This is a genomic window from Xanthomonas indica (genome assembly GCF_040529045.1).
GTDB classification, from domain to species: Bacteria; Pseudomonadota; Gammaproteobacteria; order Xanthomonadales; family Xanthomonadaceae; genus Xanthomonas_A; species Xanthomonas_A indica.
This window is the reverse complement of sequence record NZ_CP131914.1, coordinates 3,671,961-3,695,885: the sequence shown is the minus strand read 5'-3', so window position 1 is coordinate 3,695,885 and position 23,925 is coordinate 3,671,961. Positions and strand designations below refer to the sequence as shown.

The 23,925-nt window shown below is 70.6% G+C and carries 27 protein-coding genes; 12 read left to right on the top strand and 15 right to left on the bottom strand.

Annotated elements, in window-relative coordinates; translation table 11 throughout:
- Positions 1–108: 108 nt before the first annotated feature.
- The 11 genes from Q7W82_RS16045 to pstS (Q7W82_RS15995) all read right to left on the bottom strand — a co-directional run bounded on the left by Q7W82_RS16045 (position 109) and on the right by pstS (Q7W82_RS15995) (position 9,532).
- On the bottom strand, positions 109–441 hold the full coding sequence (locus Q7W82_RS16045; RefSeq protein ID WP_242159315.1) for a low molecular weight protein tyrosine phosphatase family protein: 333 nt from the start codon (positions 439–441) through the stop codon (positions 109–111).
- Between the two features lie 107 nt (positions 442–548).
- Positions 549–1,202: a ribonuclease T gene (gene rnt / locus Q7W82_RS16040; RefSeq protein ID WP_017911007.1), complete on the bottom strand. Its 654-nt coding sequence runs from the start codon at positions 1,200–1,202 to the stop codon at positions 549–551.
- Positions 1,203–1,243: 41 nt separating this feature from the next.
- On the bottom strand, positions 1,244–1,990 hold the full coding sequence (locus tag Q7W82_RS16035; RefSeq protein WP_242159314.1) for a putative DNA-binding domain-containing protein: 747 nt from the start codon (positions 1,988–1,990) through the stop codon (positions 1,244–1,246).
- Entirely contained in the window at positions 1,987–2,832 is an 846-nt protein-coding gene (locus tag Q7W82_RS16030) for a DUF692 domain-containing protein (protein ID WP_242159313.1), read from the bottom strand. Before Q7W82_RS16030 ends, Q7W82_RS16035 begins: the two co-directional genes overlap by 4 nt.
- A complete protein-coding gene (locus Q7W82_RS16025) occupies positions 2,819–3,220 on the bottom strand; it encodes a hypothetical protein (protein WP_242159312.1) in 402 nt (133 codons plus the stop codon). The genes Q7W82_RS16030 and Q7W82_RS16025 overlap by 14 nt, the downstream gene beginning before the upstream one ends.
- Before the next feature lie 177 nt (positions 3,221–3,397).
- Entirely contained in the window at positions 3,398–4,108 is a 711-nt protein-coding gene (gene phoU / locus Q7W82_RS16020) for a phosphate signaling complex protein PhoU (protein ID WP_160945842.1), read from the bottom strand.
- Positions 4,109–4,238: 130 nt separating this feature from the next.
- Complete coding sequence (gene pstB / locus Q7W82_RS16015; protein ID WP_242159311.1) at positions 4,239–5,066, bottom strand: phosphate ABC transporter ATP-binding protein PstB; 828 nt, start codon at positions 5,064–5,066, stop codon at positions 4,239–4,241.
- Between the two features lie 19 nt (positions 5,067–5,085).
- Positions 5,086–5,952 carry a phosphate ABC transporter permease PstA gene (gene pstA, locus Q7W82_RS16010; protein ID WP_160945844.1) on the bottom strand — a complete coding sequence of 289 codons (867 nt, stop codon included), beginning with the start codon at positions 5,950–5,952 and terminating at the stop codon, positions 5,086–5,088.
- 1 nt (position 5,953) lies between these two features.
- The gene (gene pstC, locus Q7W82_RS16005; protein WP_160945845.1) at positions 5,954–6,928 is read right to left on the bottom strand and encodes a phosphate ABC transporter permease subunit PstC; all 975 of its coding nucleotides are present in this window, start codon (positions 6,926–6,928) and stop codon (positions 5,954–5,956) included.
- 213 nt (positions 6,929–7,141) lie between these two features.
- Positions 7,142–8,239 carry a phosphate ABC transporter substrate-binding protein PstS gene (gene pstS, locus Q7W82_RS16000; RefSeq protein ID WP_242080877.1) on the bottom strand — a complete coding sequence of 366 codons (1,098 nt, stop codon included), beginning with the start codon at positions 8,237–8,239 and terminating at the stop codon, positions 7,142–7,144.
- 279 nt (positions 8,240–8,518) lie between these two features.
- Positions 8,519–9,532 (bottom strand): phosphate ABC transporter substrate-binding protein PstS, encoded by a 1,014-nt coding sequence (gene pstS / locus Q7W82_RS15995; RefSeq protein ID WP_019796907.1) that lies wholly within the window; start codon positions 9,530–9,532, stop codon positions 8,519–8,521.
- A gap of 257 nt (positions 9,533–9,789) precedes the next feature.
- Here pstS (Q7W82_RS15995) and Q7W82_RS15990 point away from each other — a divergent pair, with 257 nt between their 5' ends.
- From Q7W82_RS15990 to Q7W82_RS15975, 4 genes are all read left to right on the top strand, one after another.
- Positions 9,790–11,040 carry a porin gene (locus tag Q7W82_RS15990; RefSeq protein WP_242159310.1) on the top strand — a complete coding sequence of 417 codons (1,251 nt, stop codon included), beginning with the start codon at positions 9,790–9,792 and terminating at the stop codon, positions 11,038–11,040.
- 194 nt (positions 11,041–11,234) lie between these two features.
- Positions 11,235–11,552, top strand: a complete 318-nt coding sequence (locus tag Q7W82_RS15985) for a hypothetical protein (protein ID WP_242159309.1) — start codon at positions 11,235–11,237, stop codon at positions 11,550–11,552.
- A gap of 102 nt (positions 11,553–11,654) precedes the next feature.
- Positions 11,655–12,344, top strand: coding sequence for a carbonic anhydrase (locus tag Q7W82_RS15980; protein ID WP_160945850.1), 690 nt, complete (start codon positions 11,655–11,657; stop codon positions 12,342–12,344).
- 19 nt (positions 12,345–12,363) lie between these two features.
- Positions 12,364–13,929: a SulP family inorganic anion transporter gene (locus Q7W82_RS15975; protein ID WP_242159486.1), complete on the top strand. Its 1,566-nt coding sequence runs from the start codon at positions 12,364–12,366 to the stop codon at positions 13,927–13,929.
- 413 nt (positions 13,930–14,342) lie between these two features.
- Here the strand turns inward: Q7W82_RS15975 and nth are convergent, their stop codons facing one another.
- From nth to Q7W82_RS15960, 3 genes are read right to left on the bottom strand one after another with little or no spacing between them, the layout of a single operon-like run.
- Positions 14,343–15,020, bottom strand: coding sequence for an endonuclease III (nth, locus tag Q7W82_RS15970; RefSeq protein WP_242159308.1), 678 nt, complete (start codon positions 15,018–15,020; stop codon positions 14,343–14,345).
- A complete protein-coding gene (locus Q7W82_RS15965) occupies positions 15,017–15,409 on the bottom strand; it encodes a hypothetical protein (RefSeq protein ID WP_242159307.1) in 393 nt (130 codons plus the stop codon). The genes nth and Q7W82_RS15965 overlap by 4 nt, the downstream gene beginning before the upstream one ends.
- An 11-nt stretch (positions 15,410–15,420) precedes the next feature.
- A complete protein-coding gene (locus Q7W82_RS15960) occupies positions 15,421–16,203 on the bottom strand; it encodes an enoyl-CoA hydratase-related protein (protein ID WP_242159306.1) in 783 nt (260 codons plus the stop codon).
- 160 nt (positions 16,204–16,363) lie between these two features.
- On the opposite strand from Q7W82_RS15960, the gene Q7W82_RS15955 reads away from it, so the two are divergent.
- The 4 genes from Q7W82_RS15955 (at position 16,364) to Q7W82_RS15940 (ending at position 19,851) form a co-directional block, all read left to right on the top strand.
- Complete coding sequence (locus tag Q7W82_RS15955) at positions 16,364–17,065, top strand: FKBP-type peptidyl-prolyl cis-trans isomerase (RefSeq protein ID WP_242159305.1); 702 nt, start codon at positions 16,364–16,366, stop codon at positions 17,063–17,065.
- 113 nt (positions 17,066–17,178) lie between these two features.
- Positions 17,179–17,979, top strand: coding sequence for a DUF1289 domain-containing protein (locus Q7W82_RS15950; protein ID WP_242159304.1), 801 nt, complete (start codon positions 17,179–17,181; stop codon positions 17,977–17,979).
- Positions 17,976–18,857, top strand: coding sequence for a sulfurtransferase (locus tag Q7W82_RS15945; protein WP_242159303.1), 882 nt, complete (start codon positions 17,976–17,978; stop codon positions 18,855–18,857). Before Q7W82_RS15950 ends, Q7W82_RS15945 begins: the two co-directional genes overlap by 4 nt.
- Positions 18,858–18,915: 58 nt before the next feature.
- Complete coding sequence (locus tag Q7W82_RS15940) at positions 18,916–19,851, top strand: DUF1684 domain-containing protein (RefSeq protein ID WP_242159302.1); 936 nt, start codon at positions 18,916–18,918, stop codon at positions 19,849–19,851.
- A 161-nt stretch (positions 19,852–20,012) separates the two neighbouring features.
- On the opposite strand, the gene Q7W82_RS15935 is transcribed toward Q7W82_RS15940, so the two are convergent.
- Positions 20,013–20,588, bottom strand: coding sequence for an N-acetylmuramoyl-L-alanine amidase (locus Q7W82_RS15935; protein ID WP_242159301.1), 576 nt, complete (start codon positions 20,586–20,588; stop codon positions 20,013–20,015).
- A 22-nt stretch (positions 20,589–20,610) separates the two neighbouring features.
- On the opposite strand from Q7W82_RS15935, the gene Q7W82_RS15930 reads away from it, so the two are divergent.
- The 4 genes from Q7W82_RS15930 (at position 20,611) to Q7W82_RS15915 (ending at position 23,925) form a co-directional block, all read left to right on the top strand.
- On the top strand, positions 20,611–21,102 hold the full coding sequence (locus tag Q7W82_RS15930; RefSeq protein ID WP_242159300.1) for an MOSC domain-containing protein: 492 nt from the start codon (positions 20,611–20,613) through the stop codon (positions 21,100–21,102).
- Positions 21,099–21,626 (top strand): alpha/beta fold hydrolase, encoded by a 528-nt coding sequence (locus tag Q7W82_RS15925; protein WP_152181774.1) that lies wholly within the window; start codon positions 21,099–21,101, stop codon positions 21,624–21,626. The genes Q7W82_RS15930 and Q7W82_RS15925 overlap by 4 nt, the downstream gene beginning before the upstream one ends.
- A gap of 14 nt (positions 21,627–21,640) precedes the next feature.
- Positions 21,641–22,144, top strand: coding sequence for an N-acetyltransferase (locus Q7W82_RS15920; RefSeq protein WP_242159299.1), 504 nt, complete (start codon positions 21,641–21,643; stop codon positions 22,142–22,144).
- A gap of 167 nt (positions 22,145–22,311) precedes the next feature.
- A complete protein-coding gene (locus Q7W82_RS15915; RefSeq protein WP_242159298.1) occupies positions 22,312–23,925 on the top strand; it encodes an ABC-F family ATP-binding cassette domain-containing protein in 1,614 nt (537 codons plus the stop codon).

The following is a 23,925-nucleotide window of genomic DNA, read 5'->3' as shown; positions in this document are numbered from 1 at the left end:
GGCGCCTTAGTCGGCGCGGCGGCGAGCGTAGCACGCGTGTCGGCGGTCTCGGGATGGCGGTCGTGCGTGTGCGAATGCACGCCTCGGCGCGGCGGTCGAGGGCCGGTGTCAGCGCGCAGGCAGGTGCCGCGCTACCTTCGTGGTCAGCATCTGCACCAACGCCGGATCCATGTAGCCGTAGTCGTCGGGGATGTCCAGGCAGACGATGCGTGCGCGGCCGAGGTGGCGCTTGAACCGGCGCGACAGCTTGGCGCGATGCGCCGGTTCCATGACGAAGACGATGTCCGCCCACTCCAGCAATTCCGGGGTGACCGGGGTGTCCGCGTCGTGGTCGACGCCGGCCGAGGCGGTTTCCACGCCGGGCCAGGTGGCGAACACCTGTTCCGCGGTGGGGCTGCGCAGCCGGTTGCGGCTGCAGACGAATAGCAGGTGGCGGGTCACGCGAGCCGCTGCCGGCGAGTGCGCGGCGTTACCACGGGGCGTTCGGCCGCGATGCCGCCGGGCCAACCCGACGGCGGCGCGCGCGTGTCGTGCAATACATGCCGCGGCTATGGCGCCGCGCCGACCGGCGGCGCCGGCCAGGCGTTGGCGATCTTGCAGAACAGGCGCGCGGTCTGCTCGGTGTCGTACACAGCGCTGTGCGCGTCGGCGGCGTTCCAGTCGAAGCCCGCGGCCTGCACCGCGCGCGCCAGCACGGTCTGGCCGTAGGCGATGCCGGCCAGGGTGACGGTGTCGAACACGCTGAAGGGGTGGAACGGGTTGCGCTTGTGGCCGCAGCGGGCGACCGTGGCATTGAGGAAGTTGAGGTCGAAATGGGCGTTGTGGCCCACCAGGATAGCGCGCTGGCACCCGTACTTCTTCACTGCCGCGCGCACCGGCGCGAACACGTGGTCCAGCGCCTCGCGCTCGGGCTTGGCGAAGCGGAACGGGTGATCCAGGACGATGCCGGTGACCTCCAGCGACTTCGGATCGATCAGGGTGCCGGGCGCCGGCACCACGTGCGCGCTGGCCGTGACGCCCGGATACAGCTGACCGAAATCGTCCATCTCGATCGGCACCACCGCGATCTCCAGCAGCGCATGCTTGTTCCAGTCGAAACCGCCGGTCTCCACGTCCACCACCACCGGCAGGTAGCCGCGGAAACGCCGCGACATCGGGGTGATGACCAGGGGCTGCGAGGGGCTGTCGACCGAATCGTTCATTCGCCAAGGTTAGCAGAGCGCGGCCGTCGGCCACCGCGGCGTCACGCCGGCAGACGCGTGCCGAGCACGCTGCCCTGCGCGCGCAGCCGCTGCAGCAGGGCCGCACCCTCGTGCAGCAGGGCGTCCGGCGCAAGGCCGTGCGCGGCGGCCAGGTCCAGCAGCAGCTCTCGTCCGCTGCGCGCGCCGGGCTGCAGCGCCGCCAGCACGGCATAGGCCAGCGGCGCCAGTTCGGCGAAGCGCACCTGGCCGTCGGCCTCGCGTCGCGCCAACAGGCAGGTTGGCTGCGCCGGTGCCGTGTCCGGCTGCCAGGCCGGGCCGATGCGCTGCACCGGCCAGCGGTAGCGCAGCAGGCGCAGCCAGGGCGACAGCAGCGGGATGCCGTCGAGCAGGTCGCCGTGCGGATCGTGCGGCGGCAGCGCGGCGTCGTCGATCTGCACCTGCAGTTCCACGGTTTCGTAGTGCGCCAGGTCGGCCAGCCAGGGACGCTGCGGATCGGGCGCGCGCTGCTGCAGGAATGCCACCAGTTCCTCGCCCAGGCGCGGGAACAGCGGCGTGCGGGCGCGGTGCTCGGCGCAGAACGCGCGCAGCAGCGCCGCCCAGTCCGCGTCGCCGAGGGTGGCGCGCAGCACCGGGAACTGGCCGCCCAGCAACTGCGCCAGGTTGTCGAAGAACAGGGCGCGGTACACCGCCAGGCGCTGCGGCGGGATGCCGGCCGGCGGCGGGTACCGCCGCGGATCGCGCAGGTGCTGGGTGAGCGCGAACTGCTGCGCGCGCAGGGTTTCGTTCATGCGCCGCGCGACTGCGCCTGCGCGGCGCGGATGCGCTGCACTTCGTCCAGCAGCTCGCCCAGCGGCGGGAACTGGCCGTCGCGCTCGAGCACGGTGGGGCGCACGCCGTGCAGGCGGTAGGCGGCGCCGAGCAGCTCCCAGACCGGGTCGGCCACCGGCGCGGCGTGAGTGTCGATCTTCAGCCCGCTGGCGGCGTCGTCGCGGTGACCGGCGACGTGGTACGAGGCGATGCGCGCGCTGGGCATGGCGGCCAGGAAGGCCAGCGCGTCGTCGCCGTGGTTGCTGGCGTTGACGTGCACGTTGTTGACGTCCAGCAGCAGGTCGCAATCGGCCTCGTCCAGCACCGCGGCCACGAACGCGGCTTCGCTCATGGCCTGGCCGGGCACGGCATAGTAGGAGACGTTCTCCACCGCGATGCGTCGGCCCAGCACGTCCTGCACCCGGGCGATGCGTGCGCCGACATGGCGCACCGCCTCGTCGGTGAACGGCAGCGGCAGCAGTTCGTAGAGTTGGCCGTCGTCGGCGCTGTAGCTGAGGTGCTCGCTGTACAGCGCGACCCGGTGCCGGTCGAGGAAGTGCCGGGTCTGCTGCAGCAAGGTGGTGTCCAGCGCGGCCACGCCGCCGAGCGACAGCGACAGGCCGTGGCAGCTGAGCGGATGGCGCGCGCTCAGCGTCTGCAGCTGCTCCCCGGGACGGCCGCCGACGCCGATCCAGTTGTCCGGCGCGCATTCGAGGAAATCGAACGCATCCGCTGGCGCCTGCAGCAAGTCCTGGAGCAAGCCGCGACGCAGCCCGAGGCCGGCACTGGCCGCGGCCAGCGGCCTCGGTTCAGAGGCTGCCACCGCACTTGCCCTCGCCGCACTTGCCTTCGGCCATGGCCTTGTCGTCGTGCTTGGCCTGCGGCGTGGCGGTGGCGCCGGCTGCCTCTGGCTTGGCCGGGGCCGCCGCCGGGGCGTGCGCGCCGCAACTGCCGTCGCCGGCCTTGCCGCCGCAGCCGCCTTCGCTGGCCTTGGCCGGGTCGGCGGCCTGCCCGGTGTGCGCCGGCGGCGTGGGCGTCGGCGTTGCCGGCGTGGTCGTCTCGGTGCGTTGCGGCGGAGTGACGGCGGCCTGTGCGCCCAGCGCATAGCCCTGGGCGAGGTCGGTCATGGCCAGGGCGGAGGCGGACAGGCCGATGCCGCCGAGCAGGACCGCGCCGGCGAGGGCAGGGGACGGACGGGACGAAGTGGACATGCGCAGGCTCCTGGCGATGGATGGGCGCCGGCCGTGGTGGCCGGAGTGCGCCAAGCCTACTCGTTGCCGCGCGGCGCTGCATGCGGCGGTGCGTGGCGACAAAAAAGGCTCCGTTGCGCACGGAGCCCAGGGAGACCACGAGGGCGGAACGGCGTATCGCCGTCCGCTCGGCAGGGGTCAGATGCCGCTGGTGGAACTGGTCTCGTCGCGCTTGTCGCGCGGCGGCAGCGGCTGGTCGCCGTGCACCAGGAACCACACGTTCTCGGCGATGTTGGTGGCGTGGTCGCCGATCCGCTCCAGGTTCTTGGCCATGAACAGCAGATGCGTGCACGGGGTGATGTTGCGCGGGTCTTCCATCATGTAGGTCAGCAGCTCGCGGAACAGCGCGGTGTACTGCGCATCCAGCTGCGCGTCGCCCTGGCGCACCAGCAGGGCGGCGTCGGCGTCGTTGTGCTGGTAGGCGGCCAGCGCCGCGCGCACCTGTTCGGCGGCGAGCTTGCCGAGCTGACGCAGGCCCAGGGTCTGCGGCATCGGCGGCGACATGTTCAGCGCGATCGAGCGCTTGGCCACGTTGGCGGCGTAATCGCCGATGCGTTCGACGTCGGCGGGGATGCGCAGGCCGGCGAGGATCTCGCGCAGGTCGCGCGCCATCGGCCCGCGCAGCGCCAGGCGCATCACGTCATGGCTGATGGAGTGCTCGAGCGCGTCGATCGCTTCGTCGTTGACGACGATGCGCAGCGCGGCGTTGTCGTCGCGGCGTTCGACCACGTCCAGCGCCGCTTCCAACTGCGCCACCGCGGTTTCGCCCATGCGCACGATCTCGGCGGCGAGGCGATGCTGTTCTTCGTCGTAGCTCTTCACGATGTGCTCGTTGGGCTGAGTGTTCATGTCGTAGGTCCAATAAGTGCGTTGGTGTCGCCGCGGCCATGCCTGGCGTTGCGGTGCTGGCGTCGCCGGGCGCCCGCCCGGAGGGCGGCGGGCGCGGCCGCTGCGACCAGGCAGCGGCGGCCGCAACGGCTCAGCCGAAACGGCCGGTGATGTAGTCTTCGGTCTGCTGCTTGTTCGGCTGCGAGAAGATGATTTCGGTGCGGTCGTGCTCGATCAGGTCGCCCAGGTACATGAAGGCGGTGTAGTCGGACACGCGCGCGGCCTGCTGCATATTGTGGGTGACGATGACGATGGTGTAGTCGGTCTTCAGCTCTTCCACCAGTTGCTCGATGCGGCTGGTGGAGATCGGGTCCAGCGCCGAGGTCGGCTCGTCGAGCAGCAGCACGTCCGGGCGCAGCGCCACGGCGCGGGCGATGCACAGGCGCTGCTGCTGGCCGCCGGACAGGCCCAGCGCGCTCTGCCCGAGCTTGTCCTTGACCTCGTCCCACAGCGCGCCCTGGCGCAGCGCGTGCTCGACGCGGTCGGCCATGTCGGCCTTGGACAGCTTCTCGTGGTGGCGGATGCCGTAGGCGACGTTCTCGAAGATGGTCATCGGGAACGGCACCGGCTTCTGGAACACCATGCCGACCTTGCTGCGCAGGCGGTTCATCGGGTACTTCGGCGAGAGGATGTTCTCGCCGTCCAGCAGCACCTCGCCGCGCGCTTCCAGCTTCGGATACAGCGCGTAGATGCGGTTGAAGATGCGCAGCAGGGTGGACTTGCCGCAGCCGGAGGGGCCGATCAGCGCGGTGACGCGCTTCTCCGGCACTTCCAGGTTGATGCCCTTCAGCGCGTGGTACTTGTCGTAGTAGAAGTCCAGGCCGCGCGCGGCGATCTTGACCGGCGACGGCGCCAGCGCGGTGTGCCCGATGGGCATGGCGATGCGGTGCATCGGGGCGGCGTTGTGGTGATCGTTCATGGCCGGGTCCATAGGGGTATCAATCGTTGGAGATCTTGTTGCGCACCAGCAGGGCGCGCGCGCCGAGGCTGACCAGCAGGACGAACACGGTGAGCACCAGGGCGCCGGACCAGGCCAGCAGCTGCCAGCTCGGGTAGGGGCTGCCGGCGAAGGAGTTCATCACCACCGGCACGCTGGCCATCGGCTGGAAGATGTTGTTGTTCCAGTACTGGTTGCCGAAGGCGGTGAACAGCAGCGGCGCGGTCTCGCCACTGATGCGCGCCAGCGCCAGCATCACGCCGGTGACGATGCCGGCCGAGGCGCTGCGGTACAGCACCTGCATGGTCACCTTCCACTGCGGGATGCCCAGCGACAGCGCCGCCTCGCGCATTTGCGCCGGTACCAGCCGCAGCATTTCGTCGGTGGTGCGCACCACCACCGGCAGCACGATGAAGGCCAGCGACAGCGCGCCGGCCAACGCCGAGAAGCGGCCGCCGGTCTGCATCACGTACAGGGTGTAGACGAACAGGCCGAGCACGATCGACGGCGCCGACAGCAGGATGTCGTTGACGAAGCGCACCACCTGGCCGGTCTTGCGCGCGTTGCCGTATTCGGCCAGCCAGGTGCCGGCGGCCACGCCCAGCGGGGTGCCGATCAACAGCGCCAGGCCGCACATCACCGCGCTGCCGAAGAACGCGTTGGCCAGGCCGCCTTCCTCGCCGGGCGGCGGGGTCATGCGGGTGAACAGGTCCACGTTGATGCCGGAGATGCCCTTGGCCACCAGGGTCCACAGGATCCAGGCCAGGAACACCAGCCCGAACAGCGCGGTCAGGCAGGACAGGGTGAGCGCCACGGCGTTGACCACGCGGCGGCGGTTGTACAGGCGGTGGGCGACGTCGGCGGCCATCTCAGTTGCCCTCCTTGCGCGACAGTTGCGCCAGCATCAGGCGGGCGATCGCCAGCACGATGAAGGTCACGATGAACAGCACGAAGCCCAGCAGCAGCAGCGCCGAGCGGTAGGTCTCGGTGGCTTCGCCGAAGTCGTTGGCGATCAGCGCGGCGATGGTGGTGCCCGGTTCCAGCAGCGAGGGCGACAGCCGCACCGTGTTGCCGACCACGAAGGCCACCGCCATGGTTTCGCCGAGCGCGCGGCCCAGGCCCAGGAAGATGCCGCCGATCACCGCCGAGCGGGTGTAGGGCAGCACGATGTCCCAGCTCACTTCCCAGCGCGTGGAGCCCAGCGCGTAGGCCGACTCCTTGAGCCGGGTCGGCACGGTCAGGAACACCTCGCGCATCACCGAAGAGATGAACGGGATCACCATGATCGCCAGCACGAAGCCGGCGGTGAGCAGGCCGATGCCCAGCGGCGGGCCCTGGAATATCGGGCCGATCAGCGGCAGCGTGCCGAGGTGGTCGTTGAGCCAGGGGGTGACGTACTCGGTCATCATCGGCACCAGCACGAACAGGCCCCACATGCCGTAGATGATCGAGGGGATGCCGGCCAGCAGTTCGATCGCGGTGCCGACCGGGCCGCGCAGCCAGCGCGGCGCCACCTCGGTCAGGAAGAAGGCGATGCCGAAGCTCACCGGCACCGCGATCAGCATCGCGATCAGCGCGGTCACCAGGGTGCCGTAGATCGGCGCCAGCGCGCCGTACTTGTTCTCGACCGGGTTCCACTCGCTGGAGTAGAAGAAGCTCAGTCCCTGCAGCTGCAGGGCATGGCGGCCGCCCCACAGCATCGACAGCGCCGCGCTGCCCAGGGCGACGAGCACGAACACGACGGTGGCGGTGAGGATCCAGCGGAACACGCGGTCGGCGCGGGCGTCACGCAGGTCGCGTCCGCGGGGCGCCGACATCGCTTCGGGAAGGACAGTGCTGTTCATGGGCTCGGTCGTCGCCGGAGCGCGCGCCTGCGCGCTCCGATCGTGGCCGCGGCGGCAGTGACCGCGCGCGGTGGGTGGTTGCATCGCTCCCGCACAGGCGGGAACCCGAAAGTCCGGATCACAAGATGCCGAGACGGCGACCGGCGGCGCCTGGAGCGCACCACCGGTCGCCGCTTGCCGCAGCGGCGCGCGTAGCGCGCGCCGGCGCGGCGCTTACTTGAACTCCTTGCTCCAGTAGGCCTCGATCTGCTGCACCAGCTCCGGCGGCAGCGGCACGTAGTGCAGCGCGTCGGCCTGCGGCTGGCCCTTCTCGAAGGCCCACTTGAAGAAGTCCAGGGTCGCCTTGCTGCGCGCCGGGTCCTTGGCCTGCTTGTGCATCAGCATGAAGTTGGTGGCGGTGATCGGCCACGCCTGCGCGCCCGCGGCGTTGGTGATGACCAGGTTGAAGTCCTTGGCGTTGGCCCAGTCGGCCGACGCGGCCGCGGCGGCGAAGCTCTCGGCGTTGGGCTGCACCCAGTTGCCGGCGGCGTTCTGCATCGACGCGTACGGCATCTTGTTCTGCAGCGCGTAGGCCAGTTCCACGTAGCCGATCGAGCCCTTGATCTGCTGCACGTACGAGGCCACGCCTTCGTTGCCCTTGCCGCCGACGCCGCCCGGCCACTGCACCGAGGTGCCTTCGCCGACCTTGCCCTTCCACTCCGGGCTGACCTTGGACAGGTAGTTGGTGAAATTGAAGCTGGTGCCCGAGCCGTCGGAGCGGTGCACCAGGTTGATCTTGGTGTCGGGCAGGGTCACGCCCGGGTTCAGCGCGGTCAGCGCCGGGTCGTTCCACTTGCTGATCTTGCCCAGGAAGATGTCGGCCAGCACCGGGCCGGTCAGCTTCAGCTTGCCCGCTTCCATGCCGTCCAGGTTGACCACCGGCACCACCCCCCCAATCGCCGAGGGGAACTGGCCGAGGCCGGCCGCGGCCAGTTCGGCGCTGTCCAGCGGCTTGTCGGAGGAACCGAAATCGACCGTGCCGGCCTTGATCTGGGCGATGCCGCCGCCGGAACCGATCGACTGGTAGTTGATCTTGTTGCCCGTGGCCGCGTTGTAGTCGGCCGACCACTTGGAGATCAGCGGATAGATGAAGGAGGCACCGGCGCCGGAAATCTCCGCGGCGGTCTTGGCGCCGGCGGCCGGCGCGGCAGCGGGCGTCCCGCCTGCCGCATCGGCGGCGCCCTGCTTGTCGCCGTTGCCGGGCTGGCAGGCGGTGACGGCGAAGGCCAGGGCGAGGGACAGGACGGCAATGCGCGCCGGCTGCAGTTTCATGGGGGTCACTCCGTAGCGAAGAGCGCCGGGACATCCGGCGGATGCTCGCTATGAAATGATATTTTTGTTACAGCCAGATGACTTGCGGATGGGTTGGCGGACGCCATCACGGGATGCGGCGGTCGCGCCGTCCCGCAGGAGCCTGTCCTGCGGCGGGCAGGTGCCGATCGCAGGCAGGCGGCGCCCGCCATCGGGCGACAAAAAAAGCGCGGACCCTGCGGTCCGCGCCCTCGGGTGTCGCCGTGCCGACGCGCGCGCCGGCACGGGCGAGACGCCGGCTCACTTCATGTTCTGCGCCCAGTAGGCTTCGATCTGCTTGACCAGCGGCTCCGGCAGCGGCACGTAGTCCAGCGCCTTGGCCTGCGGCTGACCCTGCTCGAACGACCACTTGAAGAAGTCCAGCGCGGCCTTGGACGACGCCGGCTTCTTGGCCTTCTTGTACATGATGGCCCAGGTGGTGGCGGTGATCGGCCACGCGTCCTGGCCCGGCGCGTTGGTCATGATCAGGTTGAAGTCCTTGGCCGACTTCCAGTCCGCGGTGGCGGCGGCAGCGGAGAAGGTCTTGTCGTCCGGCATCACGAAACGGCCGGCGGCGTTCTTCATGCCGGCGTAGCTGAGCTTGTTCTGCAGCGCGTAGGCGTACTCGACATAGCCGATGCCGCCGCGGATCTGCTTGACGTAGGCGGCCACGCCTTCGTTGCCCTTGCCGCCGATGCCGGCCGGCCACTGCACGGCGGTGCCTTCACCGACCTTGCTCTTCCACTCCGGGCTGACCTTGGACAGGTAGTTGGTGAAGTTGAAGCTGGTGCCCGAACCGTCGGAGCGGTGCACGATGGTGATCTTCAGGTCGGGCAGGGCCAGGCCCGGGTTCAGCGCGGCGATCGCCGGGTCGTTCCACTTGCTGATCTTGCCCAGGAAGATGTTGGCCAGCGTGGTGCCGTCGAGCTTCATCGCGCCCGGGGCCACGCCCGCCACGTTGAACACCGGCACGATGCCGCCGATCACGACCGGGAACTGGCCCAGGCCGAACTTGTCCAGCTCCGCGCCGCTGAGCGGCTTGTCGGAAGCGCCGAAATCGACCGTGGCCGCCTGGATCTGCGCGATGCCGCCGCCGGAACCGATCGACTGGTAGTTGACGCGGTTGCCGCTTTTCTCGGCATAGGCAGCCGACCACTTCGACAGCACCGGATAGACGAAGCTGGAGCCTGCGCCGGTGACATCGGTGGCTTGCGCCGCGAGCGAAAACGTAGCGACCGCGGCGGCTGCCAGCAGTCGAAGCTTGAGGGAACGCATCGGGAGAACTCCTGGAATAGGTGGGAAGCCGGCACCCCTGCCGGCATCGGCTGCATTCCAAGACTTTTTCATGAACGTCTGAAGAAAATCAGATGTCAGTCCGGTGACAGCCTTCCCGGCCGGGATGCCTTCGTTCCGACACGAAGCTGACTCAAAACCGTCATGTCTTTGACGGAATCTTTACAAATGGTCGGGCCGTCGCACTGGGGCCGCACCGCACCCATCCCACCCTGCCACCACCCATCGGAGACATCCTAATGCGTTCTCATGTTCTCGCCACGGCGATCCTCGCCAGCCTCGGCCTCGCGTCGGCGCCGCAGGCGTTCGCGGCGAAGGCCAAGGCCAGCAGCAATCCGCCCGCCGTCAGCGCTGCCCAGCTGCAGCAACTGCAGGCCCAGATCGAAGCGCTGCAGACCCAGGTCCAGCAGCTGCAGGCGCAGTCGGAAGCCCTGCAGGCGCAGTCCGACGCGCAGTCGGAAGTGAATGTCGTGCAGGCCCAGGCGACCGAATCGGCGCAGGCCAGCGCCGCCAAGGTCGACAAGCTCGCCAAGCTGGTCAACGACAACAAGATCGGCGGCCGCATGTTCTTCGACCTGACCAACATCGACCGCACCAGCGGCGGTGCCAAGACCGCCGCCAGCGGCACCGGTCTGGACGTCAAGCGCTTCTATCTGACCGTCGACCACAGCTTCAACGAGATCTGGTCGGCCAACCTGACCACCGACTTCCAGTACAGCTCGGCGCTGTCCAACACCCAGCTGTTCGTCAAGAAGGCCTACGTGCAGGGCAAGTTCGACGACGCCTTCGCGCTGCGCATCGGTGCCGCCGACATGCCGTGGGTGCCGTTCGTCGAGAAGTTCTACGGCTACCGCTACGTCGAGAACACCCTGACCGACCGCCTGAAGTACGCCAACTCCTCCGACTGGGGCCTGCACGCCTTCGGCGACCTGGGCTCGCAGGTCAACTACGCGATGTCGGTGGTCAACGGTGCCGGCTACAAGAACCCGACCCGCGGCAAGGGCATGGACGTGGAAGGCCGCGTCGCCTACATGCCGATGCAGAACCTGGCCATCGCCGTCGGCGCCTACTCGGGCAAGCTCGGCAAGGAAACCGACATCCTCGACGCGCAGCACGACTACACCCGCGCCGATGCGATGGTCGCCTATGCCGATTCCAACTTCCGTCTGGGCGGCGAGTACTTCCAGGCCAAGAACCTCAACAACGTGCTGACCGCGGCGAGCGACAAGTCCAGCGGCTGGTCGGTATGGGGCAGCGTGGCGCTGACCGACGGCGGCATCAACGCCTTCGCCCGCTACGACAAGACCGACCTGAGCAAGACCCTCGACCCGACCCTGGCCGACAAGTACTGGAACGTCGGCGTCGAGTTCCCGGTGCTGAAGAACCTGAAGCTGGCCACGGTGTACAAGTACACGCACCAGGACAACGCCAGCAAGAAGACCGACGTGGAAACCAAGGAATTCGGCGTCTGGGGCGACCTGTCGTTCTGATGCGCGGAGATTCCCGCATGCTGTACGAAAGGCGGCGCACTGCGCCGCCTTTCTTTTTTGCGGCGTGACCCCGGCCCGCGTCATTGGCGCGGGCCGGGGTGTCTTTCACGGTTCGCGTCGACGGCCGTGGACGATGCAGTGAATTGTGCGGCGCAGCACTTGTCAGCGACGACGCGCCTTCCTACTGTCGAAGCATGCTCGCCCGTCTGTCCATGTTGATGTTGACCGCGTTGCTGGCGCTGTCCGCGATCCGTGCAGGATCGGCCGCAGCGGCGGCACCGGCGGCGCTGTGCGCGAGTGCCTGCGCCAGCGATGTCGACGCTGACCTCGATGGGGTGCCGCCCGAGCTGGACGCGCCAGCCGCCGACACCGATCCGCACGACGCACCGCTCGCGGTCGCGCCCGCGTTGTTTCCGCCGACCCTCCTGATCCGGCCGGTCCTGCCGGTGCCACCGGCAGCGCCTTGCCGCAGCTATCGCCGCCCCGCGCTGCGTCCTCCATCCCGGGCCTGACGCCTGCGTCGCCGCACTGGCGATGCCGATCCCTCTGTTGTTTGCGTCTGCGTCGTGCCGCGTGCGGTACGGCCTCGCTCCCCCCATGCCTGGAGATATCCCATGCAACGCTTGCTCGACGGTTTCCGCCACTTCCGCAACGAGGTCTATCCCCGCCAGCGCGGGCTGTTCCGGCAACTCGCCGCCGGCCAGACCCCGCACACGCTGTTCATCACCTGTGCCGATTCGCGGGTGATGCCGGAACTGATGTTCGCCGCGCAGCCCGGCGAGCTGTTCGTCTACCGCAACATCGGCAACGTGGTGCCGCCGTACTCGCAGCACGTCAGCGGCGTGGTCGCGGCGATCGAGTACGCGGTGGCGGTGCTGCAGGTCGAGCACATCGTGATCTGCGGCCATACCGATTGCGGCGCGATGAAGGCGGTGCTCAATCCCGCGTCGCTGCAGGAGGTGCCGACCGTGGCGGCCTGGCTCAAGCACACCGACAGCGCGCGCCAGGTCGCCGCGCAGCACGGGCATGCCGCGCATGCCGAGGACGCGCTCCACTGCCTGACCGAGGAAAACGTGGTGGCGCAGCTGGATCACCTGCGCACGCAACCGGTGGTGGCGGCGCGGCTGGCGCGCGGCGCACTGCGCATCCACGGCTGGATCTACGACATCGGCCATGGCGAGATCCGCGCCTTCGACGCCGAGCAGGGGCGGTTCCTGCCACTGCTGCCGGAAGCCGGTCGACGCCCGCCCGATGCCACGCCGCCGCCGCGCCTGGCGCCGGTCCTGCGCAACGTCGCCGTCTGAGGAGCCGCCCATGCACACCATGACAGAGCACGCTCCGACCGGCGCCTCGGCGCTGGCCCGTTACCTGCGCGGCGGCGCCTTCGGCCGCGACCTGCTGGCTTCGGTGGTGGTCTTCCTGGTCGCCTTGCCGTTGTGCATGGGCATCGCGATCGCGTCGGGCATGCCGCCGGCCGCCGGCCTGATCACCGGCATCGTCGGCGGCCTGGTGGTCGGGCTGATCGCCGGCTCGCCGCTGCAGGTCAGCGGGCCGGCGGCGGGATTGGCGGTGCTGGTGTTCGAACTGGTCCGCGCGCACGGCGTGGCGGCGCTGGGGCCGGTGATCCTGCTGGCCGGCGCGATCCAGTTGCTGGCCGGGTTGTGCCGCGCCGGCGTGTGGTTCCGCATGACCTCGCCGGCGGTGGTGGCCGGCATGCTGTCGGGCATCGGCATCCTGATCGTCGCCTCGCAATCGCACGTGCTGCTGGACGCGGCGCCGAAGGCGCGTGGACTGGAGAACTTCGCCGCCTTGCCGGCGGTGCTGTGGCGCGCGCTGGACGCCGGCGTGGGCCGCGCCGCCTTGCTGGTCGGCCTGGGCACCATCGCGATCATGCTGGCGTGGGAGCGGCTGCGCCCGCAGCGCTTGCGCTTCGTGCCCGGCGCCTTGCTGGCGGTGGTGGCGATGACCGCGCTGGTGCAGCTGCAGGCGCTGGACGTGCGCAAGGTCGACGTGCCGGCCAACCTGCTCTCGGCGATCCGGGTGCCGAGCCTGGACGACATGCTCGGCGTGCTCGATGCCACGCTGCTGCTGTCGGCGCTCACCTTCGCCTTCATCGCCAGCGCCGAGACCCTGCTGTCGGCGGCGGCGGTGGACCGCATGCACCAGGGGCCGCGCACCCAGTACGATCGCGAACTGGCCGCGCAGGGCGTGGGCAACATGCTGTGCGGGTTGCTCGGCGCCTTGCCGATGACCGGGGTGATCGTGCGCAGCGCCGCCAACGTGCAGGCCGGTGCGGCCACGCGCGTGTCGACCATGCTGCACGCGGCCTGGCTGCTGGTGTTCGCGCTGTTGCTGCCGTGGCTGCTGCGGATGACCCCGGTCGCGTGCCTGGCCGGCATCCTGGTCTACACCGGGCTGAAGATGGTCAAGCTGGGGCAGGTGCGCGAACTGGCCGCCTACGGACGCGGCACCGCCGCCATCTACCTGGCGACGACCTTCGCCATCGTCGCCACCGACCTGCTGACCGGCGTGCTGATCGGCTTTGCGCTGTCGCTGCTGCGGCTGGCGTTGCAGCAGTCGCGGCTGACGGTCGGCGTGCATGCGCATGAAGACGCCGCCAGCGCGGGCGCAGGCGAGGGGAGCGGCAAGCTGCGCCTGTCGCTGGAGGGCTCGGCCACCTTCCTGCGCGTGCCGACGATGGCGCGGACCCTGGAGCGGCTGCCGCCGAATACCGAACTGCACCTGGACGTGGCGCGGCTACGCCACGTCGACCACGCCTGCCTGGAACTGCTGCGCGACTGGAGCCGCAACGCGTCGGCCCGCGGTTGCGCCCTGGTAGTGGACTGGAAGGAACTGGACCGACGCGTGGAAGGGCAGCGTGCGGCGTAGTCGGTGGTGTGGCAGGCAGTGCTTCGCCTGGCCAGTCGACATCCTGTAGGAGCGGTTTCAACCGCGATGCGGGCAGGCGAGGCCGTGTCGCGACGGAAACCGTCGCGGCTGAAGCCGCTCCTGCAGTGCAACCAGGCGGCGGCTTGGGGAGAACTGTAGGAGCGGTTTCAACCGCGACGAGCGCAGCCATCGGCTCCGGGTGTTAGCTGCTGTCGGGGCTGAAGCCCCTCCCATACCACCAGGTGCCCGCTTGCGGAACGCCATTGTGGGAGCGACTTCAGTCGCGACGAGCGGGGCGGCGGACCTTGCGTGCCGCGCTGGTGGCCGGAGCCGATGTTCCCAGTTCCGCATCAACCGGCGCCCAAGGCTGTGGCGCAGGCGATGACGCGAGCGCCTGCCTGCGACTGCGCCGCTCAACCCGGCGTCTTGTCCTTGTACCGGCACAGGTCGCGGATCGCGCACTGCGGGCAGTCGGGCTTGCGCGCCTTGCACACGTAGCGGCCGTGCAGGATCAGCCAGTGGTGGGCGTCGTGCAGGAACTGCGCCGGCACCCGCTTGAGCAGCGCATCCTCGACGGCGCGCACGTCCTTGCCCGGAGCCAGCCCGGTGCGGTTGGCGACGCGGAAGATGTGCGTGTCCACCGCCATGGTGGGCTCGCCGAAGGCGGTGTTGAGCACCACGTTGGCGGTCTTGCGGCCGACGCCGGGCAGGGCTTCCAGCGCGTCGCGCGCACGCGGCACGTCGCCACCGTGCTGCTCGACCAGGATGCGGCAGGTGGCGATGACGTTCTTGGCCTTGGCGTTGAACAGGCCGATGGTGGAGATGTAGCGCTTCAGCCCATCCTCGCCCAGCGCCAGGATCGCCGCCGGCGTGTTCGCCACCGGATACAGGCGGCGGGTGGCCTTGTTGACGCCGACGTCGGTGGCCTGCGCCGAGAGGATCACCGCGATCAGCAGTTCGAACGGGGTGCTGTACTCCAGCTCGGTGGTCGGGCTGGGATTGAGTTCGGACAGGCGCGAGAACAGCTCGTGGATCTCGTCCTTGCTCAGCAGGCGTCCGCGCCGCACGGGCGCGCTGGCGGTCGCGCTCATCGGCCGCCTCGCTGCGCGGCCTTGGCCTTGGCGCGGGCCAGGATCGCCGCAGCCGCCGCGGGCAGGGCCGGCGCGCTGGGGGCGGCGGGAGTCGTGCCCGTGGCGGTCGGTACAACGGCCTCACGCCGCGCCTGGCGCGCCGCGGCACGGCGTTCCAGCCGCGCGCTGCGCGCCCGATAGCGCGCGCGTGCCGCCCAGGCATCGCGCAGGCGCTGCTGCGCGGCGAGCACCTGCGCGCGCAGCCGCGGATGCGCCGGGTCCAGCGCGTCGTCGCCGGGATCGGTACCGCGGTAGTCCATCAGGCCGCCGTCGATCGCGGCATCCAGATCGTCGTCCAGGACCCAGCGCAGCAACTGCAGCGGCGTGGCGGAAACGGGGGCGTGCGACATCGTGCGTGGGCTCAGCGGTTGCGGAACTGCGGCGGGCGCCGCTCCAGGAAGGCGCGGGTGCCTTCGCGCATGTCCTCGCTGGAAAACAGCAGGCCGAACTGCGCGGTCTCGTACTCCAGTCCCTGTTCGATCGCGCCTTCGCCGCCGATCTGGATCGCGTCGAGGACGCCGCGCAACGCCAGCGGTGCGGCCTCGGCCAGTTGCTGCGCCAGCTGCAGCGTGGTCGCCTGCAGTTCGCCGGCGGCGACCACGCGGTTGACCAGGCCCAGCTGCAACGCGCGCGCCGCGTCGATCGGCGCGCCGAGCAGGCACAGTTCCAGCGCTGCGGCGCGGCCGACCAGCCGCAGCAGGCGCTGGGTGCCGCCGAAACCGGGGATCAGGCCGAGATTGATCTCCGGTTGGCCCAGGCGGGCGCCCTCGGCGGCCACGCGCAGGTGGCAGGCCATCGCCAGTTCCAGCCCGCCGCCGAGGGCGAAACCGTTGACCATCGCCAGCACCGGCTTGGGCATGCGCTCAATCCGGCGCATCAGGCGCTGGCCCAACTGCGAGAAATCGCGGCCCTGCACCGGTGTCAGTTCGTTCATTTCGGCGATGTCGGCACCGGCCACGAAGGCCTTCTCGCCGGCGCCGGTCAGCACCACCACGCGGATCTGCGGGTCGTCCGCGGCCGCGGCGAAGGCCGCATCCAGCGCCTGCAAAACCTGGCGATTCAAGGCGTTGAGCTTGTCGGCTCGATTCACGGTGAGGATGCGGATCGCACCCTGGGTATCGGCGAGGACCGGCGTGCCGGACATGTGCATTCCTGGTTGTTAAAAAAAAGTAATGGGAACTCTCGGCGGGCCGCACCAGTCAGAGCAGCGTCGTCGGTAGCGGTTATGCGCCGCGGCGGCTATCCTAACGCGTCATCTCAGGCGGCACGGGCCGCCCTGTGCCACCACCCTGGAGAATTGTTTGATGAAGTTGCGTTCTATTGCGGTCGCTGTCGCGGCCCTCGCCCTGAGCGGCAATGCGTTCGCCCAGGACACCTCGTCCGAGAAGGGCAAGCTGAGCTATTACTTCGGCTACGACTACGGCAACAACCTTGCCGAACTCACCGGCCGCGGCGAGCAGCTCGATATCAATGCGGTGGTGAAGGGCTTGCAGGACGCCTACGCCAAGAAGCAGCCGGCGGTCAGCGCCGACCAGCTTAAGCCGGCGGTGGAAGCGTTCCAGAAGCGCGAGCAGGCCCGCGCCCAGCAGGCCAAGGCCGACTACGAGAAGGCCGCTGCCGAGAACAAGACCAAGAGCGACCAGTTCATGGCCCAGAACAAGGCCAAGGCTGGCGTGCAGACCCTGCCCAGCGGCGTGCAGTACCGCGTGATCGAGGCCGGCAAGGGCGCCAAGCCGACCCAGGCCAGCACGGTGCAGCTGGAAGTGGCCGGTCCGTACCCGTTCGGCCAGCGCCCGGCGCAGGCGCGCCCGGCGCAGCAGATCCCGGCGATCAAGGTCAGCGAAGTCGAGATGCAGGCCATGCGCGACACGCTGCTGCAGATGCCGGCCGGCTCCAAGTGGGAAGTGACCCTGCCGCCGGACAAGGCCTACGGTGCCGACCCGCGTACGCCGTTCCCGCCGAACGTGGCGGTGCAGTTCGAGATCAAGCTGGTCAGCGTCAAGTAAGCACGCCGCTCCAGTGCACGACGATTGCGCCGGCAGCGATGCCGGCGCAATTTTTTTTGGCAGGCGACGACGGCGCCGACGAATCGCGCTAGGCTGGCAAGGTGTCGAATCCGATGGATCCCGTTCCGCATGCCCCGCTTACGCCTTGCATCGGTATTTGCCGTCTCGATGCGCAGGGCTATTGCGCAGGCTGCCTGCGCAGCGGCGACGAGATCGCACGCTGGCGCGGCATGAGCGACGCCGAACGCCGCCGCTACATGGACGAGGTGCTGCCGGGCCGCGGCTGGTCGCCGTCGCCGGGACAGCGCCTGGCCGAACGCGCACATCTGCTGCGCGCGCTGCATCCGTTGCAGCAGCCGCCGACGGGGCCGGGCTGGAACCACCACGAATTGCAGGATCTGCTGCCGGACGGTGCGCCGGTGGAAGCCGCGGTGCTGGCCGGCCTGGTGCCGCGCGCCGACGGCACCTACGTGCTGCTGACCCGGCGCACCGACAGCCTGCGCCACCACGGCGGCCAGGTCAGCTTTCCCGGCGGCCGCATCGAGGCCAGCGATGCCGATGCGGTGGCCGCGGCGCTGCGCGAGAGCGAGGAAGAGATCGCGCTGGCGGCGAGCCAGGCCGAGCCGCTGGGCTACCTGGATCCGTTCGTCACCATCAGCGGCTTCCGGGTGATGCCGGTGGTCGCGGCGATCGATCCGCGCTTCGTGCCGCAGCCGCATCCGGGCGAGGTGGCGGAGGTATTCGAGGTGCCGTTGGCCTACCTGATGGCGCCGGACAACCTGCGCAGCATCGAGACCGATTACCGCGGACGCCCGCGCGTCGTGCTGGAGTACGGCTGGCCCGGCCAGCGCATCTGGGGCGCGACCGCGGCGATCCTGCTCAACCTGCGCCGCCGACTGGAGCAAACCGCATGAGCGCAACGTCCCCCGAATGGCACACCCTGGTCGAGGCGCCGGCCTTGGCCGCCGCGCTCGGCGATCCCGCGCTGCGCCTGGTCGATGCGCGGTTCGTGCCGGCGGCGCTGCTCGATCCTGCCGCCGCAGCGGCGGCGCGCGAGGCCTATGTGCAGTCGCACCTGCCCGGCGCGGTCTACGCCGATCTGAACGCCGATCTGTCCGATCTCGGCCGTCCCGGCCTGGGCCGGCACCCGTTGCCGGACGACGCGGCCTTCGCGCGCACCCTGGGGCAATGGGGCATCGGCCCGCAGCACCAGGTGGTGGTCTACGACGCCGGCGACGGCAGCATGGCCGCCGCCCGCTTGTGGTGGATGCTGGGCCTGCTCGGCCATCGCCGCGTCGCCGTGCTCGACGGCGGCCTGGCCGAATGGCGCCGGCTGGGCCTGCCGGAAACCGACGCGGTCGCGGTACCGTCGCCGCTGCCGCCGTATCCGCAGGCGTTCGACACGGCGCGCATCGTCTCCGCCGAGGAGGTTGCCGCGCGCCTGCACGAGGCGCCGGGCTGGTTGTTCGATGCGCGCCCCGGCGAACGCTTCCGTGGCGAGGTGGAGCCGATCGACCCGCTGCCCGGGCATGTGCCCGGCGCGCTCAACCGGCCGCTGGCGCAGAACCTGCGCGATGGCCGCCTGCGCCCGGCGCAGGAACTGCGCGCCGAGCTGCAGCCGTTGCTGCAGGGGCGCGATCCGCGCGAGGTGGTGCTGATGTGCGGCTCCGGCGTCACCGCCTGCCATCTGCTGCTGGCGCTGGAACATGCCGGCCTGCACGGTGCGCGCGTGTATGCCGGCTCCTGGAGCGGCTGGATCGCCGACCCGTCGCGGCCGCGCGCCGTCGGCTAGGGCCGGCGTCGGCGCATACGGAACGCACGCACGATGGCACGCGACAGGGGGCGGCACCATGCGGTGGCGTGAGGCCTGCGGGCTGGCGATGCTGCTGGGCCTGGCCGCCTGCGGCGACCGGGGCGCGGCGGCCGATGGCGCCGATGCCTCGCCGCGCGCGCAATCGGCCACGCATTACCGCGAGTCTGTGCAGCACAGCCGCGCGCAGCGGCTGGCGACGTTGCGCGCGCCATCGGGCTGGTTGAGTTTCACCGGCTCCGGCCGCCTGCACAGCGGCCTGCACCGGGTCGGCAGCGCGCCCGACAACGACGTGCAGTTGCCGGCCGGTCCGGCGCATCTGGGCGTGCTGCAGGTGGATCTGCAGGAGGGCGTGCAGTTCCAGCCCGCCGCGGACGCGGCGGTGCAGGTGAATGGCCAGCCGTTCGCGGGAGGCCGCCTGGAGACCGACGCGGCGCACGACACCCAGACGCGGTTGACGCTGGGTGCGCAGGAGTTCTACGTGGTGCGCACCGGCAACCTGTTCGGCTGGCGTTTCCGCGATCCGCAGGCGCCGGCGCGCGCGCGCTTCCGCGGCATCGACTACTTCCCGATCGATCCGCAGTGGCGGGTGTTGGCCGACTGGCATCCGGTGCCGGCGCCGCAGGCGATGGTGCTGCTGACCTCGATCGGCACGCCGCAGCCGCTGGCCCTGGTCGGCAGCGCCGACTTCGTCCTGCAGGGGCGGCACTACCGCCTGCAGGTGCTGCGCGACGGCGCCAGCCAGCGTCTGTTCCTGCCGTTTTCCGACCGCACCAGCGGCCGCGAGAGCTACGGCGGCGCGCGCTATCTGTTCGTGCCGGCGCCGCAGGGCGACCGCATCGTGCTGGACTTCAACCTGGCGCAGAACCCGCCATGCGCGTTCACCCCGCACGTGGTGTGTCCGCTGGCGCCGGTCGGCAATCGCCTGGACGTGGCGGTGACCGCCGGCGAGAAGAACTACGTCGGCGCGCGCTGAGCGCGCAGGAATCTTGTAGGAGCGGCTTCAGCCGCCACGGGGCCTTTCCCGCTGCATCCCGTCGCGGCTGAAGTCGCTCCTACACAACGTGCCAATGCGACGTTGTCTGGTGCTCCGTCGCGGCCCGAATCAGCCGTTCCAATCCACCGCCTGCAGCGCGGTCACGGCGACGGCGCATACGGCGCCAGCGCCACTGCCTCCAATACCTGTGGCCAGGGGAAGCGCGGTCCCGGATCGAGCTTGCGCTGCACCTGCCGCGCCGGATCGTCGCTGGCCGCTTCCAGGCTGCGGTCCAGCGCCTCGTGTCCGGCGATGTGGCGCAACTGCGGCAGTTCCGCGCGCAACTGCTGCAGCAGCCGGATCAGCGCCTGGATTTGCGTCGGCGGGTAGGGCTCCGTCATCGCTTGGTGGCGCGAATCCAGCCACAGCGGATAGCGCCCACGGTTGACCAGCTCGATGCCCAGCGACTGCCGGTTGTAGCCGCGCACGTGGTGCGCGATCCGCTGCAGCGGCACGTAGCGGTGCACGCTGCCGTCGCGGTCGATGTAGAAATGACCGCTGTTGCCGGTGCCGGACGGATACAGCACGCGCTCGCCGTACAGGCGCGCGCTGGCCAGGTCCGGCAGCTCGGTGCAGTGGATCACCGCCAGCGTGATGCTGTCCGGCGCGCGCTCCTCCAGCAGGCCGACGTAGGGCAGGGGCGCATCGTGGATCGGCAGCGGCGAGGTGGGCGACATGCGCGGATGCTAGCATTCGCCGATGACCCTGAATTCCGAAAGCCCGCTGGCGACCCTGCTGGCCACACTGCCGCGCGCCGGACGCGTGGAATGGATCGGCCTGCGCCCGGCGCGCGATGTGCCGATGCACGAAGTCGACGCCGCCGCGGCGCAGACCGATGGCGGCCTGCACGGCGACCGCTACGCCGGGCGCAACGGCAAGCGCGGCGTCACCCTGATCCAGGCCGAACACCTGCCGGCGATCGCCGCGCTGGCCGGCCATGCGGCGGTGGCGCCGGCGACCCTGCGGCGCAACCTGGTGGTCTCCGGCATTCCGCTGATCGCACTGAAGGGGCGCCGCTTTCGCATCGGCGAGGTCGAGCTGGAAGGCATCGCGCCGTGCGATCCGTGCTCGCGCATGGAGCAGGCGCTGGGGCCGGGCGGCTACAACGCCATGCGCGGCCACGGCGGCCTGTGCGCGCGCATCGTGCAGGGCGGCACGCTGCGCCTGGGCGATGCGGTGGTGGCGCTGTGAGCCGCGGTCACTGCATCCTGTCGCACGGTTTCGAGAGCGGGCCGGACGCGATCAAGGTGACGGCGCTGGCCGAGGTCGCGGAGCGCCTGGGCTGGAGCCATTCGCGCCCGGACTACACCGACCTGGACGCGCGCCGCGACATCAGCCCGCTCGGCGACGTGCCGACGCGCCTGCAGCGCCTGCTGGAACTGGCGCAGGCCGCGGCGCAGCGCGGGCCCCTGGTGCTGGCCGGGTCCAGCCTCGGCGCCTACATCGCCGCGCAGGTGTCGCTGCATGTGCCGGTGCGCGGCCTGTTCCTGATGGTGCCGCCGACGCGGATGGGGCATCTGCCGGCGCTGGACGCGGCGCCGGTGCCGACCTCGGTGGTGCATGCCTGGCGCGACGAACTGATTCCCGCCGCCGAGGTGATCGCCTGGGCGCAGGCGCGCGCGGCGCGGCTGCTGCTGGTCGACGATACGCATCGCCTGGGCGAGCACGTCGCGACCTCGGCGCAGGCCTTCGCCGAATTGCTGGAGCGTCTGTGAGCGCATCCGGCGACATGCTCCTGCGTGCGGAGCGGCCGGCCGACGCGGCGGCGATCGAGGCGCTGACCCTGGTCGCGTTCTTCCGCGTCGCACACAGCCGCCACGACGAGCAGGACATCATCGAGCGGTTGCGCGCGGACGGCGCGCTGACCCTGTCGCTGGTGATCGAGCACGAGGGCTACGTCGTCGGCCACGTGGCGGTGTCGCCGGTGAGCCTGTCCGACGGCAGCCGCGGCTGGTACGGCCTGGGGCCGCTGTCGGTGGGACCGGGACATCAACGCCAGGGCCTGGGCGCGCGGCTGGTGCGCGAGGCGCTGGCGCAGTTGCAGGCGCTGGGTGCGGCCGGCTGCGTGGTGCTGGGCGACCCGGCGTACTACGCACGCTTCGGCTTTCGCCCGGAACCGGGGCTGACCCTGCCGGGCGCGCCGGTGGAGGCCTTCCACGCGCTGGCCTTCGGCGAACGCCTGCCGCCGATGGCCGAGGTGGCCTACCACCCGGCGTTCCTGTCCGCGCCCTGAGCCCGCGCCGCGCGATCTCGCCCGACACGGGTCGGGTGCGCTAGCATCGTCCCGCACCTTCATCGAGGATCCACGCCGATGCGCCATTGATGCCGCCGTCTTCGCGACGGCCTTCGTCCCACCTGCCGAGCGATCGGCGGGCACGACCGGCATCCATGGAGGTTCCCATGACGCATCCGCTGCTTGCGCTGGACAGCGCGACTTATGTCCTGCCCGATGGCAGGATCCTGTTTTCCGATCTGCACGTCGCGCTCGATGCGCGGCCTACCGGCCTGGTCGGCCGCAACGGCGTCGGCAAGAGCGTGTTCGCGCGCCTGCTCGCCGGCGAACTGACGCCCAGCGCCGGGCGCTGCGTGCGCCACGGCCGCCTGCATTACGTGCCGCAGCAGATCGCGCCGGCGCCGCACGCCACCGTCGCCGACCTGGCCGGCGTGGGCGCGGCGTTGCGGGCGTTGGCCCGGATCGAGGCCGGCAGCGCCGACGCGGCGGATTTCGACGCGCTCGGCGAGCGCTGGGATATCGCCCAGCGCCTGCAGGCGCAGTTGCACGCGCACGACCTGGGCGCGCTGGAGCCGCACCGCCCGGCGGCCACGCTCAGCGGCGGCGAGGCGATGCGGGTGGCGCTGATCGGCGCCTGGCTGGCCGAGGCCGATGCGCTGATCCTGGACGAGCCGACCCTGCACCTGGACGCGGCACAGCGGCAGCGCCTGCGCGAAGCGCTGCAGCGCTGGCCGGGCGGCCTGCTGGTGATCAGCCACGATGCGCTGTTGCTGCAGGACATGCAGCGCACGCTGGAGCTGTCGCCCGGCGGGCTGCGCGACTACGGTGGCGACTACGCGTTCTACCTGCAGTGCCGGGCGCGCGAGCGCGAGGCCGCGCAGGCCGAACTGGCGCAGCACAAGCTGCAGCATGCGCGCGACAGCGCCGCCTGGCAGGCGCAGCACGATCGACAGCAGCGGCGCAGTGCGCGCGGGCGGCAGCAGGCCGGCACGGCCAACCAGGCGCCGATCCTGCTCGGCCGGCAGAAGCAGCGCAGCCAGGACAGCGCCGGCAAGCGCGTGCGCGACCACCAGGCCACCCAGGCGCGCAGCCTGGCGCGGATCGCCGAGGCGGCGCGCCAGGTGCAGCCCGATGCGCCGGTGGCGCTGTTCGCGCCGTCGCCGGCCGATGCGGCGACCCGGCGCCTGGTGGAGCTGCAGGCGCTGCAACTGCCGTTCGCGCCGGCGACGCGGCAACCGCTGGACCTGGTGGTGCAGGGCGGCGCGCGGATCGGCGTGGTCGGGGCCAATGGCAGCGGCAAGTCGACCCTGTTGCGCGCGCTGGCCGGGCAGGTGCCGGCGCGGTCGGGCAGTTGCCGGGTATGCGCCGCCAGCGCCCACCTGGACCAGTCGCTGGCGCTGCTGGACCCGGCCGCCACCGCGCTGGCGCAACTGCAGGCCGCCGCGCCCGGCATGGCGCCCGCCGACCTGCGCACGCGGCTGGCCTTGCTCGGCCTGGACGCGCAGCGCATCGGCGTGCCCTGCGGCCAGCTCAGCGGCGGCGAACGGCTGAAGACCGCGCTGGCCTGCGCGTTCTATCGCACGCCGCCAGCGGAGCTGCTGTTGCTGGACGAGCCCGACAACCACCTGGACCGCGAGTCCCGCGACGCGCTGCGTGCGGTGTTGCTGCAGTATCCCGGCGCGCTGCTGGTGGTCTCGCACGATGCGGCGTTCCTCGACACGCTGTGCCTGCAGCAGCGCTTGCAGGCCGATGCCGAGGCGTGGCGGCTGACGCCGTGGTGA